General features: G+C 27.7%; 15 protein-coding genes and 1 pseudogene. 2 read left to right on the top strand and 14 right to left on the bottom strand.

Translation table 11 applies throughout. The features are described 5' to 3' along the window. Nucleotide 1 precedes the first annotated feature (1 nt). The 9 genes from yqeC to N4A55_RS13845 form a co-directional block, all read right to left on the bottom strand. Nucleotides 2–772 (bottom strand): selenium cofactor biosynthesis protein YqeC, encoded by a 771-nt coding sequence (gene yqeC / locus N4A55_RS13885; protein WP_293757426.1) that lies wholly within the window; start codon nt 770–772, stop codon nt 2–4. Nucleotides 773–790: 18 nt separating this feature from the next. Further along, entirely contained in the window at nt 791–1,261 is a 471-nt protein-coding gene (locus N4A55_RS13880) for a nucleoside-triphosphatase (RefSeq protein ID WP_293757424.1), read from the bottom strand. A 39-nt stretch (nt 1,262–1,300) separates the two neighbouring features. Next, nucleotides 1,301–2,125 carry an XdhC family protein gene (locus tag N4A55_RS13875; protein ID WP_293757422.1) on the bottom strand — a complete coding sequence of 275 codons (825 nt, stop codon included), beginning with the start codon at nt 2,123–2,125 and terminating at the stop codon, nt 1,301–1,303. Between the two features lie 175 nt (nt 2,126–2,300). Continuing rightward, the gene (locus tag N4A55_RS13870; RefSeq protein ID WP_293757420.1) at nt 2,301–2,426 is read right to left on the bottom strand and encodes a hypothetical protein; all 126 of its coding nucleotides are present in this window, start codon (nt 2,424–2,426) and stop codon (nt 2,301–2,303) included. A gap of 164 nt (nt 2,427–2,590) precedes the next feature. Next, nucleotides 2,591–3,034 (bottom strand): NUDIX hydrolase, encoded by a 444-nt coding sequence (locus N4A55_RS13865; protein ID WP_293757418.1) that lies wholly within the window; start codon nt 3,032–3,034, stop codon nt 2,591–2,593. Nucleotides 3,035–3,206: 172 nt separating this feature from the next. Continuing rightward, nucleotides 3,207–4,628: a peptidoglycan D,D-transpeptidase FtsI family protein gene (locus N4A55_RS13860; protein WP_293757416.1), complete on the bottom strand. Its 1,422-nt coding sequence runs from the start codon at nt 4,626–4,628 to the stop codon at nt 3,207–3,209. Beyond that, nucleotides 4,591–5,976 (bottom strand): FtsW/RodA/SpoVE family cell cycle protein, encoded by a 1,386-nt coding sequence (locus N4A55_RS13855; protein WP_293757414.1) that lies wholly within the window; start codon nt 5,974–5,976, stop codon nt 4,591–4,593. Before N4A55_RS13855 ends, N4A55_RS13860 begins: the two co-directional genes overlap by 38 nt. 10 nt (nt 5,977–5,986) lie before the next feature. Beyond that, nucleotides 5,987–8,383, bottom strand: coding sequence for a DUF3656 domain-containing U32 family peptidase (locus N4A55_RS13850; RefSeq protein ID WP_293757412.1), 2,397 nt, complete (start codon nt 8,381–8,383; stop codon nt 5,987–5,989). Between the two features lie 119 nt (nt 8,384–8,502). After that, on the bottom strand, nt 8,503–8,931 hold the full coding sequence (locus N4A55_RS13845) for a cell division protein ZapA (protein WP_293757410.1): 429 nt from the start codon (nt 8,929–8,931) through the stop codon (nt 8,503–8,505). A gap of 401 nt (nt 8,932–9,332) precedes the next feature. Between N4A55_RS13845 and N4A55_RS17080 the strand changes: the two are divergent. Continuing rightward, a pseudogene (locus tag N4A55_RS17080) lies at nt 9,333–9,878 on the top strand (accessory gene regulator B family protein); the annotation flags it as partial. Nucleotides 9,879–9,908: 30 nt separating this feature from the next. Continuing rightward, nucleotides 9,909–10,058 (top strand): cyclic lactone autoinducer peptide, encoded by a 150-nt coding sequence (locus N4A55_RS13840; RefSeq protein ID WP_293757408.1) that lies wholly within the window; start codon nt 9,909–9,911, stop codon nt 10,056–10,058. Here the strand turns inward: N4A55_RS13840 and N4A55_RS13835 are convergent. The 5 genes from N4A55_RS13835 to ruvA form a co-directional block, all read right to left on the bottom strand. Beyond that, the gene (locus N4A55_RS13835; protein ID WP_293757407.1) at nt 10,051–11,301 is read right to left on the bottom strand and encodes a sensor histidine kinase; all 1,251 of its coding nucleotides are present in this window, start codon (nt 11,299–11,301) and stop codon (nt 10,051–10,053) included. The genes N4A55_RS13840 and N4A55_RS13835 overlap by 8 nt on opposite strands. 7 nt (nt 11,302–11,308) lie before the next feature. After that, entirely contained in the window at nt 11,309–12,052 is a 744-nt protein-coding gene (locus tag N4A55_RS13830; protein ID WP_293757406.1) for a LytR/AlgR family response regulator transcription factor, read from the bottom strand. A gap of 192 nt (nt 12,053–12,244) precedes the next feature. After that, entirely contained in the window at nt 12,245–12,766 is a 522-nt protein-coding gene (locus N4A55_RS13825) for a winged helix-turn-helix transcriptional regulator (RefSeq protein ID WP_293757404.1), read from the bottom strand. A gap of 79 nt (nt 12,767–12,845) precedes the next feature. Continuing rightward, nucleotides 12,846–13,862, bottom strand: a complete 1,017-nt coding sequence (gene ruvB, locus N4A55_RS13820; protein ID WP_293757402.1) for a Holliday junction branch migration DNA helicase RuvB — start codon at nt 13,860–13,862, stop codon at nt 12,846–12,848. A gap of 27 nt (nt 13,863–13,889) precedes the next feature. Continuing rightward, nucleotides 13,890–14,504: a Holliday junction branch migration protein RuvA gene (ruvA, locus tag N4A55_RS13815; RefSeq protein ID WP_293757400.1), complete on the bottom strand. Its 615-nt coding sequence runs from the start codon at nt 14,502–14,504 to the stop codon at nt 13,890–13,892. Between the last annotated feature and the right edge of the window lie 17 nt (nt 14,505–14,521).

The following is a 14,521-nucleotide window of genomic DNA, read 5'->3' as shown; positions in this document are numbered from 1 at the left end:
ATCACTCCACAATCTTAATTATTGGGTCTTCCATATTTACATTTCCAATAATTACTCTTGAGATATTCGTACCATCTTTTATAATTTTTCCTCCTAATTTTTGAGCATAAAATAATTGTTCATCATCACGTACTTTATTTAGTAGAACCACCTTTTTAGAATGGTTCTTACATCCTTTAAATAAGCCTTCTTTGGAAATTATTAATTTCAATATGGTTTCATAATCAATAATGTCACCAATTTTTTTACCCACTACTCTTGAGAAAATATTTGCTCTATGTACCCAGTTTTCTTCTATTCTCTTTCCAATAATATCTAAACCAACACAACCAACTACCAATGTTGAACAATTGGCTATTACTGGCTCATACCATGCGGGTGCTTTTATGGACTTTCTTTTTGCTCCATCAGCTTCTATTACAAGAAAATCATAATCACCTTGATAACATAGAGGTTTTACCCACTCTTTTTCAATGCCTTTTAATTTATTATTATTATGAAATATGGTTTTACCTATCATTGTAATAGTACCTCTTGACAATCTCTTAGATTCTAATATCAGCTGTTCTAGGTTATTTGAGATAATTAAGTTATCATATTCATTTGACATAGGATAATAAATTGCAGTTGTTGTTGTTAATAGTACTTTTCTGTCAAGTTCCTTTAACTCACTTCCAAGTCTATACATGGTTGTAGATTTTCCACCTGCTCCAACTATAGATATTATATTGTTACCTTGTACATCTAATTCTAATGCATTTAAAAGATCCACTTCGTTATCCTCTCTTATTCATATTACATTAATTTTGCCAATTAGATTATATTTATCTATTAGGTCATCTAAGTAATCTTCTCTAACTGTAATATAAATTTCATATTTACTATTTAATAACTCTACTAGTATTCTATGAAAGCATTTATTCTGTAATTCAAGAAGTCCAATCTCATCTAAATAGATTGGTGTTACTCTACATTCTATTAGTTCTCTTATAGTACTTTCTATATGCTTCAAGACTGGTGTTGAGAAACTGTAAGGTCCAATCTTACATGACTCACACCAATCTTTAGTTAAATAATCTTCTCTTAGAATAAAAAGTTGCTTTTTTCTATTAGACAATTGCATTATTTCATAACTATGTACTTTATCTCTATCCATATTTTTAATGGAAACAAATCCATCACCTTTTTGCATACATTCATATAACTTAATCAATCTACTTGTTTTTCCAGAATTTATAGGTCCTGTAATTACATTAACCATAAGTATTCCCTTCCATGTATCTTTTTCAAAACATCAATTTTAGTTATCCAATAATTCATTATTTCTTAGATGCTTATGACCTTTTTTATCATAACTAATCGCCAATATCTCTGCTGCTATAGATACTGCTATTTCCTCTGGAGAATAACCTCCTGTATCTAGACCAATAGGTGAATATAGGTTTGACAAATCCACTTTGCCATGTTTTTCATTGATTTTTTTCAGGAAAGTTTTTAGTTTAACTTGTGAACAAAGCATTCCAATATATTTTGGTTTCAAATCCAATTCAAGAACTTTGTTCAGAACATTAAAATCATTATTATGTGATGGAGTACATACCACAACAAAACTATTCTCACTTAACTTTTCCTGTTCTATAAAATCTACATACGAAATCCCCACTTTCCTATGAGCATTTTGAATAGTCTCGTATATTTCCTTACGATCATCTATAACAGTAATATAATAATTCATTTTGTATAATAAGTTAGTTAAAGCCTGCCCTACATGTCCTGCTCCAAAAATATAGAGTTTATTAGCACCAATATATTCATAAAAAAGCGTTACTCTGCCACCACAAGCCATTGGTAATACAGTTGTTTCTTCTTCTTCAATCTGACCTTCATTAAGTATATATTTTTCAAGCTTGCTATTTCTTTCATCAAATAGTTCTTTACACCTTTGTTTTGCTAAATATTCTAATGCACCACCTCCAACAGTTCCCATAGCCATACCGCTTTCTCCTACCAACATTTTTTTACCTACTGTTACTGGAGCACTCCCTGTCATCTTAACCACAGTAACCATGACACAAGCTTCACCTTTTTCTTTCATATGTATTAACTCTGCATAAATACTTTTCACTTTTTCACTTCTTTCCATAAATAATATAGTTAATCAAATTGTTTGGTCAAATTATATATATGTAATTATATTATAACTTGTTTTAAAATATTTTGTCAAATTCTAAGGGCTGTAAGATAATCCTACAGCCCCCTTTATAACTAATATTACTTTTTCTTATTTTTCAGCCTAGACCTTATTCTCTTAAATCTAGGTAATACAAAGCGAAATGTCCGTAAAGAAGATTAGTGGAATCTAAATCTCCAAAAACACCTCTAAAGTCATACATATAACAATCCAAATTAATAGTATCTTCTATCATCTTCCACTTATATCTCCTATCCTCAGAAAAATGTTACTAGATCCTTATTATCTACTTTAAAATATACTATAACATATATAAAATCATCAATAAAAAAGTTGCTATATTCCAATAATAAAGCCTACTTCAATAAATAAAGTAGACTAATTATGATCTAGATTTCCCTAGATGTACTTTTTATTTCCCCACATGTTGTATTTTCTCAAATCCAAGTAATCATTATACGCTTGTTCTAATATTTGTTTTTCGTTGCTGAATTTTAGTAAATGGTAAGCTTCATGATATTTGTAATACCCAGAATCCGTAAAGAATTCTTCTCTTTGTGGTCTGCTATAATAGCTATAGGCCTTCATTAGATACCAGTGTACATCCTTAACAACTGTATCATTGGAAATCATAAAGGAATATTGACTTTTCCCAACATATTTTATAATATTTGCTTTAACGGAAGCTTCTTCACGTACTTCTCTTATAGCTGTATCATTATATTCTTCTTGGTCTTCAACAGTACCTTTGGGTAATACCCAGCCTTCGTATTTATGTTGATAAAGTAATAATATCTTACCTTTATGAATTACCACCCCGCCACAACTAACTGCTTCAATCATATAAATGCCTCCTAGCTTATGGGTAATTCATCTTAACATTTATCAAATAAAATGTCTCGTCTTAAAAAGTATACAATTTTTTCAAACTTTTTTCAACTGTATATTTTTTATACCATACTTATATATTACCATAACTATAACTTAATTATAATTATAGGGGTTCGTATAACTATTATTTATTGATATATAGTTCAAAAAGCTGTTTGGCTATTGGTGCTGCATATTTTGTACTTGTTCCAGAGTTTTCAACTATTATGGATACAGCTATCAGAGGGTTATCAGCTGGTGCAAATCCTACATACAATGCATGAGGTTTTTTCCCTGATACTTCAGCAGAACCTGTTTTTCCAGCAACATCAATACCTTGGACAGCGGATGTCTTACCAGTACCTTCACTTACAACCTTTTTCATGAACTCTTTTATTATACCTGCTTCTTCTACACTCATTAGTTCGGAATAGAATTCTGGCAGATTTTTGGTTATTAATTTTCCATTATCATTTTCAATACTATCAATTAGATAGGGCTTCATTAATATACCACCATTAGCTATAGCAGAAGTTATTAAAGCATTATGAAACGGAGTTATTTCTGTTTCACCTTGTCCTATGGCTGTTTCTGCTATTTCTTTCACAACAGATTCTTCACTTAGTTTAAATCTGCTGGTTCTAAAATGTAAGGGATAAGGGAGTAACGTATCAAACAATAAATCATTTGCAACATTTCTATAATTGTTCATATCTAAATTAGTTCCTATATGAGCAAATGCTGTATTACATGACATCTTAAATGCATTTTCCAGATTTTCTTCTTCATGTTTCGTATTTGAATAACAATGGATCGTAGTTCCTTCAAATACGTCTTTACCATTACAAGTATAGGTATAATCCTTCCAACCAGGATTTTCTCTTATAAATGCTAAAGCAGTAACTATTTTAAATGTAGAACCTGGTGGATACAAACCATGAGTAGCCTTATTCAATAGTGGAGAATTTTCTTCATCATTATTTAACTCAGTCCAATTACTCTCAATATAATTAGGGTTAAAATCAGGCTTAGAAACCATACAAAGTATTTTCCCAGTTGAAGGCTCTATAGCTACTACTGCACCTTTTCTATTACCTAATAAATCATAAGCTTTCTTTTGTAAATCAGCATCTAAAGTAGTAACAACATTATCACCGATACTTTTTTTATTAGATATTGACTGTACGGTTTTCTCTATTATACCCACATTTGATTTTAGTAAATCATAATTAACCAAGGACTCTATACCTGTTTTGCCTTGATGTGAATAACCTACAATATGTGAAAATATATTTTCATAAGGATATATTCTATATGACTTATCACCATCTACCATAGTTTCGGCTAAGACTTTTTTGTTAGTATCTAATATCTTACCTCTAACAATATTCTGTTCCAATTCTTCGATACGAGGATTGTAAGAATTAATAACAACATTTGTACTATCAACAGAAACAAATTTGATGATGTTGACGATTAATATTACAAAAAGTCCTATGAATATATATGAAATATTATTTAAACTTTTATTATCTTTTCTGTTTACTTGTTCTTTTTTTCTTTTCATTTGTTTCACCCTTTTGATTCTTAATGTGAATACCTTCCAAGATACCTAACATTATTATTGACATTGTTAATGATGTACCTCCCGAACTTACAAAAGGTAAAGTAACTCCTGTAAGAGGTATAAGTTTAGTTACACCTGCAAGTATTAAGAACATCTGAAATGCAAAGGTACAGCTTATCCCACTTGCCAATAATAAATAGAAATTATCCTTTGTACCTTTAGCAATTTTGATACCACTTAAGAATAATAAAGCCATTATTATAATTAATAATATTGAGAATATATTACCGAATTCTTCGCAGATAGCTGCAAATATTATATCTGTTTCAACAGCTGGTATAACTTTTGGCATACCTTTTGTCAATCCTTTACCAAAAAAGCCGCCAGCACCTATTGCAAATAGTGATTGAGCTATCTGATATCCTTTTCTGTCAATATCAGCCCAAGGATTAATCCAAGCTTCAACTCTGTCCCTTACATGAGAATAATACTTATAAGCTATGAATGAACCTACAATTCCCCCTGAAAGACCTCCTAAAAAATAAAAAGGTTTATTAGTAGATATATAAATAACTGAAATAAATATTATGAAAAATATTAATGCAGTTCCTAAGTCTTTTTGATAAACTAATAAAATTATTAGTATTAGTGACGGTATTGCTGCAATCACCACATGTATTATCTTATCCCTTTTTCTCATATAAGCAGCTAAAAATAGAATAAATAATATTTTTATTATTTCTGATGGTTGAAAGCTAAAATCTCCAATTAATATCCAGTTAGTTGCACCATGTTTTTCAGTACCTACAAAGTTAACTGTCACAAGAAATATAATTGAAATTCCAATATAAATCCACTCCAACTTATCAAGAAAAGTGAACCTATCAATAAATATAGGTACTATTATAGCTAATAGATATCCAAGTATAGCCATTAGAAATTGTCTATAACCAACATTGTAATCTATCCTTGCTAATATTATAAAGGATATAGATATTAGATATAAGGAAGTATTCCATAATAAATAGTTATACTCAGTATACAATTTCTTTAACAAGAACCAAATTATCATGAAAAACATAACTTGCTCTACATATAAAATCAATAAATCCAACTTGTGTTTATCAGATGCGCCAATTAATATCATGAAACCAAGAAAATGTGTTATCAATAATGTTATTCTTTGATTCTTCAAATAATAGTTTTCTTTTGACCCCTGTATTTTAGATTTATTATTTTTATTCACTGCTTTGTATTTGCATCTATATAATTTATAACATAGATAAGTAAAATATATTGCTAATAATATAAATATAAATCTAGAAATATTAATTATTACCTCTAACATATGTTCCCACCTACTCTATACCTCTTAAAAAATGACCTCTATTAAATTCTTCCACGCCAAGATTATCAAGTATGCTTACTCGGTCATATTGTTTAACGTTACATATAATATCAAAAACTAATTTCATAACCTTAACTATCTGTTCTTTACTTTCACTAGTAAATTCTAATCTTAGATTACTGATACCTAGATTATTAATTTTATCTAATTGGTCTAACAATATTAATGGACTTGAGTTATAAATAACATTAATACAATTGATACATCTTCTATCTACTAGAAACTTTTTCCCATATCTATCCTTTAAATAATATTTTTTATTATTATAACATAACTTCTTATTATTACTAGTATTATTTACAACACATTGTTTTGATATCATCAAAGGAAGATATCCGTAAACCATTATTTCAGATTGACTTGTATCTAAATCATTGATTTCTCTATTGTGTAATTCAGGTGATAATGTTATACGTGATGCACCTTCATTTTTCCAAGCAGATATTGTCTCATTGTTAATAATGTTCATATTATAATCAATGATAATTTGTTTGTTGGTACCTTTTAGTAAATACATTTCACCGTATGTTCTAATCAAGTAACCCTTGATATCTAATTTCTCGATTTGTTTAAATTTCGTTAAATATCTTTTTTGTATAGTTTCATCAAATATTCTTGGTAGAGCTATAAAAACATTTGCATTATGACTTTTACAGATATTAATCATTCTCTTAATATCTTCTATCTCTATTAGTTCACTCTCAATGTATACATCTTTTACATTAAAATCTTTTATAGCTTCTAGCTGTGCCATACTCCTAATTAAAACATTTACATTACACTCAGGCTTCTTTAATGTTTTCTTATTAATTTTATAATCAGGTAATTTTTTAGGTATTCTTCTATATGAGTCCAAAAGCATTTGTTCTAGGTTTTCTAAAGTATTTCTTCTAAGCTTATTAATCTCACTAATAGGAATGAATATATTATCATCGATGTTTACATTCTTCATAGCTAATTCAAATGGAAAATCTCCTGTTTTTTTAATCTGTTTAATTATTCTTTCTTCAGTAAGAGATTGATTTTTAGCTTTTTCAACAATGCATCCTGATTCTCTAATATTAAAATTATTATAATTCAATTCCAATTCAATTGCTTTACCTTCATTAACTTTTAGATTACCTTCCACCTTTAATTTTTTGTTCGCTTTAATGATATTATTACGGATATCATCATAAGTCTGTTTATTTTTCACCCTATAAACCAAGTTGCCTGGAAGGATATATTTATTATAATCTTTTAAAGTGATATTAGCACCATCTGACGCCTTTTTGATAGTAATAGATGGGAAAGGTTCATTACCTGTCCATATCTCTAATTTATCACCTTTATTTACTTTACTATTTAATTCTATTTTTATTGTTCTGCTTTTTTTATTAACATTAGATACTTTTCCAATATAAGCGCCTTGGTTATTAGGCTTTTTCATCGACATTATATCTGACTTATTATTGTAATACCCTGTAGAGAAGCCACCTCTATTATATATTTCAAGAAGTAATTCCATATCTCTTTTATCTACATCATAACCATTAGAGTTTTCATAATATCTATCTATATATTTTCTATATACTGATGTGACAGAAGCAACATATTCTGGACTTTTCATCCTGCCTTCAATTTTAAAAGATGTTATCCCAGTATTAATCAATTCAGGTAATAAATAGGTAGTAGCAATATCTTTTGGACTAAGTAAATACTTGCCTACTGAAATATTCATCTTTTTAGATCCTTCATATAATGTATAAGGCAATCTGCATGTTCCTGCACATCTTCCTCTATTTCCGCTTCTACCACCTAAAATACTACTCATTAGACATTGCCCTGAATATGAATAACACAATGCCCCGTGAATAAAACATTCAATTTCTGTATCTGTATTGCTGGTAATATATTCTATTTCTTTGAAACTTGATTCTCTGCTTAATACAACCCGTTTAAAACCTAATTCATTTAGATATTTTACTCCTTGTAGGTTATGAATTGTCATCTGAGTACTTGCATGTATCTCTAAATCCCTAAATATGTCTCTAATGAGTTTGCATATGCCGAAATCTTGTATAATTAAAGCGTCAACTCCTGCTTCATATATAATATTAATATAATTAATAAGAGCATCTATCTCTTTGTCCTTAAATAGAGTATTAACAGTTACATATATCTTTACACCTCTAAGATGGCAATACTTTATAGCTTTTATCAATTCTTCTGTATCAAAGTTAGAAGCATATGCTCTAGCACTAAATTGTTCACCTCCAACATAAACAGCATCACAACCAGCATTAATTGCTGCAACCATACTTTCAAATGAACCTGCTGGTGATAATAATTCTGGTTTATTGTTCATAAATTTCACCTTTCTATATATATTGAACTTAGACATCTATACACCTACTTCAATAAGTTCAATAGATTTCCATTGATTTATTTTGTCCTAAAACAAAAGTAGTAATATATATTATATTACTACCCGTTTTCTAAATCAAATGTTTCTATATATTCATCTAATTCTGCCTTATAATTTTCCATATCTTCTTCTAATTTATCTGCCCGTTCAATTAGTTCATTTTTATCAGTCTCTAATTTATGTATTATTTCTTGTAATTTCTCAATCTCTCGTTCTTTTTCTAGTATCAGTTCATCTTTTAGTTCAAAAGATTTTTCTAGATTTACAGTACCTTCTTTTGCCTTAAAATAATCATCAGCAATATTGATTGCTAATAATATAGACATTAATCTAGTATTAAGAAATTGTCCGTTCTCAGAAGCCTTTAGTTCATCTAGTTTATTATTGATATAAAGAGCCACTCTTTGAATATATTCTTCGCTCTCGTCCCCAGATAATGTATATACATTACCGCCAATTATTACTTTTGTATTATTCTTTGGTGACATACTAGACCCCCTTTACTATTTATTAAAGCTTGTACATTATTAGCATAACCAATAAACATAAATACAGTACTTAGTACAGCATTTAAAACTTCTTAATATAATTAATGCTATTATAACACAGAAAAACAGTAATTGACAATTATCAATTACTGTTTCTCCACAGCACAGATTAAAGTTTCTAATTTAATATTTTATTACGTATATTAGAGATTATTGTTCAGTATTTATCAAATAATCAATACTTAATATATCATCTCATAATTTAACTATACTTTTCAATCAATAATAGTCCATATTCAGCAAATTTGCTTGATAATTATATCAATATATGGTATTTTAATATATGGTATTTCAATATTGTATTATATGTTCAAGTATTATTAATTGATATAGGAGAATCTATGTATACAAACATTATCTACAAAATAACCAGTATTTTTGCATTAAAATTATATGAAGAAACCAATCAATCTATTAAAGATATTAAAGTCGTAAAATATGGTATGTATTGCTTTATTAGTGAAGGATTAAAACTAATTATATTACTATTTTTTTTTGGATACCGTGGTAACTTATATGCATTTTTATATTCTCTTGCAATTTTTTCGTTAATTAGGTCATTAAGTGGTGGCATTCATTTTAATAGTTTTAATTTATGTATGGTATTTACATTATTATTTTTTATATTTTGTATTATTATATTACCATCTATACCTTTAATTAATACTAATATTATTTATACAATTTTGTTACCAGTATGCATAATAATAATTTTTAAATATTCACCAATAGCTTCACATCACCGACCAATAACTAGCAAAATTACCAAACATAGAATCAAGTTATTATCTACAGCTATATGCAGTATCATTTACTTTTTATTATTGTATAGCAATATTAACGACTATATTAAATCAATAGGTATTTGGACTATTATACTTCATTCACTACAATTATTATTAGCAGGAGGAAAACATATGAAAAAAAATAAACGTATCTTGTCTACAGGATTATTAAAAAAAATATCTAGCTTTTTTGTTTTTATATCAGTTATTGCTGCAAGCCCTCCAAGTTGGTTCCTTTTTGGAGAAATACCTTGTCCCAAAAACTTAAAAAAATTTAATTAAGGAATTTAATTGTAAGAACTACATAATTATCTTTATATAAAATCTCAATTAAACCATTATAAGCTTTAATAATTTGATTTACATTATATAATCCAAAACCACGGTTATTACCTTTTAAGGAATATCCTTTATTAAATAATTTGGATATATTATTAGGATTGAAGCTACTGGTAGTATTATTAACACGAATAATATTATAATTGTTTTCTTTAACAAAACTGACTTGGATATCTTTGATATTATAATTATCATTTGAAGTTTCTTCAATTGCATTATCTAATAAATTGCCTATTATATCTACAAATTCATAATCCTTTATTGGATAATAAGGAAATGGTGAATGATATTTCAAATTAAAGCTAATGTTATTTTGATTAGCTTTAATTTTTTTACTGTACAAAATGGCATTAAAGATATTATTACCTGTATTAAGAAATAAGTCTTTTTGATTTAATTTATATCCCTCAATAAGTGATTGTATATACTCAATCAACTCATAATCTTTCTTTTTTTCTGCAACACTATATATTACTTGCAATTGATTTTTAATATCATGTTGCTTTGCTTTAACTTCAGTTACTAGATCTTCAAGAATTGGACTATATTCAATATATATATCATTAGCATTTTGCTTTTCCTTAATAATTAATAGTTCTTTGTAAATAATAGAAGTAAATAAACTCCATATTAATATTCCAATAATTACTATAGGAGAAACAGAACTAATGAAATTAATTTTCCACAAAATATAATAACTAATTATCATTATCATAATCATACTAATAATTATATTCATTATTCTTGTAAATTGTCTGTATAAAGTTAATAGTTTATTTAAGCCATTTGTTTTATATATTGATATTGTTATTATTAATAACAAACAATTAATTACTACTCCTATATCGTTATTACTATTAACTAAATTCAATAAAGTAAATACAAAATAAATAACTATTTGACATATTGTTATGTATAAAAAACATGCAATGCATATTAATAATGTATCTTTAGTATTTTTTTTAGACACCATTTTTAGATACATGATCATCATAATAAACATAATAATTTCTTTTCCTTGTAGATTGAATTGTACCATACTTACTATTGTTATTAACATAATCATTATAACAATTGATATTTTAATTATATCTTCTTTTATATTATGATTATTAAAACTATACATAATAATGATTACACTTGATATTTCCAATATATTTAGTATAACCAAAGTTATAATATTCATATTTATTTCACTCTCCTTTAGATAATAACTGAATTAATTCTTTTTTATAATTTTCCCCTATATGTGCTATCTCCTCATATTCGTTAAAAACAATATCCCAAGCTTTTTTTTTGTGCTTAATTACATTATTTATATGTCTTAAATTAACGATATAACTTCTATGAGTTTTGATAAATAAGTTAAACCCAGTTTCTTTAATTTTATCTAGTAATTGTTGTAAAGTCATATTAGTCACTATTACTTTAGAATAATTTGTGTGGATATATATTTTGCGTCTTAATATTTCTGCAAAATATATATCTTTAACATTTATTTTATAAAATATATTTTTAAGCTGTATAGTTATATTATATTGTTCACTAATAATCTTATTTTTATATTTTAAGCCCTCAATTAAATCCTTTATTATAACTATTATTTCTTTTTGTTTGAAAGGTTTTTCTATATAATCATAACAATGATATTTTTGGACTGCTGAACTTATGTACATAGCATGTGTAGTTATAAATAATATATATGTTAATTTATATCTTTTGATTTCTCTTATTTGTTCTGCTAATTTCAAACCACTTACATCAGGCAATTGTATATCTAATAAGAATATATCTATTTTTATTGATTTAAATATTTTAATTGCCTCTTCGCCTCGAGAAGTTGTATATATTTTAAGATTTTCAATATTTTCAATAAGGATTTGTTCCAAATTATTTCTTGTTATATCATTATCTTCAACAATAAGTACATTATACACTATAATCATCTCCCTGAAATAAACAGTATTTTCTCTTTTATTTTTTAATATAACTACATTTTAATATATTTCGACATATTATTCAATTATAATTAGAATATAATTACTATAACAACTATTATTTTTTTTTGCAATATAATATATAAAAAAAGCTTTGCCTTTTTGCTATCAAGGTAAAGCTTTCAATATTTTCTAAACTACATTACTTAAGACATTCAGTACTAAGTTATTATCCGTTGTAACCCCGTCATCATTATTCCAAGTAATCACAATACTATCTGTGCTATCCACTTCAGATAATAATTCTATCTCATGATATTTTACATTATGTAATCTTTTTGCTTCAATAATACTCATCTTAACTATTTTATATACTTCATCATGCTGTCCGTACAAATAAAAATGGTAGTATCCTTTTTCTATCTGTTCTTCAATGATTTTCTTAGTCATCTGGCGAACCTTACTAATCATCTTATAACTCACTACCACTTCATCATATGTTTTCAAATCCTTTGCTTTTTTCCCTAAAGGAGTTATTATATATTTTAGAGCTCTAGAGTTAATCTGATGTACATTAATATATCCTTTATTAATCATATCCTGTAGAATCCCATTTATAGAACCAAGGGATAAGCCTAATTCTTTAGCTAGTTGTCTTTGGGTCACATGTTCATTATTGCTAATCTGACTTAGCAACTGTAATTCTCTATCCATAATGTTCCCCCCATATATAATTAAATTTCATATTTAACACTATGTATAGTTTAATATTATTGGAAGAAATTGTCAATAGTTAGTTGCCATTGGTATACTCATTACTACAATCTAATCCAAAATGTTTATAGCATAGTGACGTAACCGTCCTCCCTCTGGGAGTTCTATTAATATAACCAAGCTGTATCAGATAAGGTTCATAAACATCTTCAACTGTCCCTGACTCCTCACCAATAGTCGCTGCAAGAGTATCAAGACCTACAGGTCCTCCATTATATTTTTCTATCATAGCAAGTAACATTTTTCTATCGTTTTTATCTAAACCACTTTTATCAACATCTAGTAGATCAAGTGCATAATCTGCAACTTCTTTAGTTATATCACCATTGTATTTAACTTGTGCAAAATCTCTTACACGTTTTAGCAATCTATTAGCAAGTCTAGGAGTACCCCTAGATCTTCTTGCAATTTCCACAGCCCCTTTTTCATCAATATCTATGCCTAATACACAGGCTGACCTCTTAACAATATCTGTTAATTCATCTAATGTATAGAATTCCAATTTGTTGATAACGCCAAATCTATCTCTTAAAGGTGATGTCAATAGTCCTATACGTGTAGTTGCTCCTACTAGGGTGAATTTTGGCAAGTCAAGTCTTATTGATCTTGCTGATGGACCTTTTCCAATAACGATATCAATAACAAAATCTTCCATAGCAGGGTACATTACTTCCTCTACTTGTCTATTCAGTCTATGAATTTCATCAATAAAAAGTATATCTCCTTCTTGAAGATTATTAAGTATAGCTGCCATATCTCCAGGCTTTTCTATAGCAGGACCTGAAGTGATTTTTAGATTTACTCCCATTTCATTTGCAATAATATTAGATAATGTTGTTTTACCTAATCCTGGAGGACCATATAATAATACATGATCAAGAGGTTCTTCTCTTAACTTAGCTGCTTCAATAAAAACCTTCATGTTTTCTTTTGCTTTTGCTTGTCCAATGTAATCAGATAACAATTTTGGTCTAAGGTTTTGCTCTATCTTCAATTCTTCATCAATTAGTTCAGTTGTAATAATTCTTTTTTCCATTATTAATTTACTCCTTTAACAGCATGATTAAAAGCTTGCTAATTTCCCTAATGCACCTTTGATAATATCTTCTGCTGTAGTTGTTTCTGCTATCTCTAGCATCCTGACTGCTTTTATTGCTTCTGTACTTGTATAGCCAAGGCTAACCAAGGCAGCTATAGCATCATTTTTAGCATTGGAAGTTAAAGCTAACTGACTATTATCTTCTATTTCTGCACCTACACTATCACTATAATCCTTTAATTTTAATTTATCTTTAAGTTCTAATATAAGTTTTTGAGCAGTTTTCTTGCCTATTCCTGGTGCCCTTGATATAGTCTTTACATCATCCGCTATAATAGCAAATCTTAATTCATCAGGAGTAATCGTAGATAATACTCCAAGTGCACCCTTAGGTCCTATACCATTAACTGTTATTAATTTCTTGAATACTTCCAAATCATCTCTTGTCATAAAACCATACAATAACATAGCATCTTCTCGAACATATAAATAAGTATACATTTTAATATTCTCACTGATACAAGGTAAATTCTGTATTGTAGACATTGAAATTTTTATTTCATATCCTATACTCCCTGATTCTATAATTATAAAATCATCACCAATAAATTCTAATGTTCCTTTTATGTATGATATCAATCCCTCACCTACTTTTA

Source organism: Vallitalea sp. (genome assembly GCF_025211055.1).
GTDB lineage: Bacteria > Bacillota > Clostridia > Lachnospirales > Vallitaleaceae > Vallitalea.
The sequence above is the reverse complement of the archived record's forward strand: the minus strand, read 5'-3'. Positions and strand labels throughout refer to the sequence as shown.

Bases quoted from the DNA above. Each gene is read 5' to 3' on its own strand.
- N4A55_RS13880 (WP_293757424.1), bottom strand. From the start codon at position 1,261: ATGGTTAATGTAATTACAGGACCTATAAATTCTGGAAAAACAAGTAGA.
- N4A55_RS13870 (WP_293757420.1), bottom strand. From the start codon at position 2,426: ATGATAGAAGATACTATTAATTTGGATTGTTATATGTATGACTTTAGA.
- N4A55_RS13865 (WP_293757418.1), bottom strand. From the start codon at position 3,034: ATGATTGAAGCAGTTAGTTGTGGCGGGGTGGTAATTCATAAAGGTAAG.
- N4A55_RS13860 (WP_293757416.1), bottom strand. From the start codon at position 4,628: ATGAAAAGAAAAAAAGAACAAGTAAACAGAAAAGATAATAAAAGTTTA.
- N4A55_RS13855 (WP_293757414.1), bottom strand. From the start codon at position 5,976: ATGTTAGAGGTAATAATTAATATTTCTAGATTTATATTTATATTATTA.
- N4A55_RS13850 (WP_293757412.1), bottom strand. From the start codon at position 8,383: ATGAACAATAAACCAGAATTATTATCACCAGCAGGTTCATTTGAAAGT.
- N4A55_RS13845 (WP_293757410.1), bottom strand. From the start codon at position 8,931: ATGTCACCAAAGAATAATACAAAAGTAATAATTGGCGGTAATGTATAT.
- N4A55_RS13840 (WP_293757408.1), top strand. From the start codon at position 9,909: ATGAAAAAAAATAAACGTATCTTGTCTACAGGATTATTAAAAAAAATA.
- N4A55_RS13835 (WP_293757407.1), bottom strand. From the start codon at position 11,301: ATGAATATTATAACTTTGGTTATACTAAATATATTGGAAATATCAAGT.
- N4A55_RS13825 (WP_293757404.1), bottom strand. From the start codon at position 12,766: ATGGATAGAGAATTACAGTTGCTAAGTCAGATTAGCAATAATGAACAT.
- ruvB (WP_293757402.1), bottom strand. From the start codon at position 13,862: ATGGAAAAAAGAATTATTACAACTGAACTAATTGATGAAGAATTGAAG.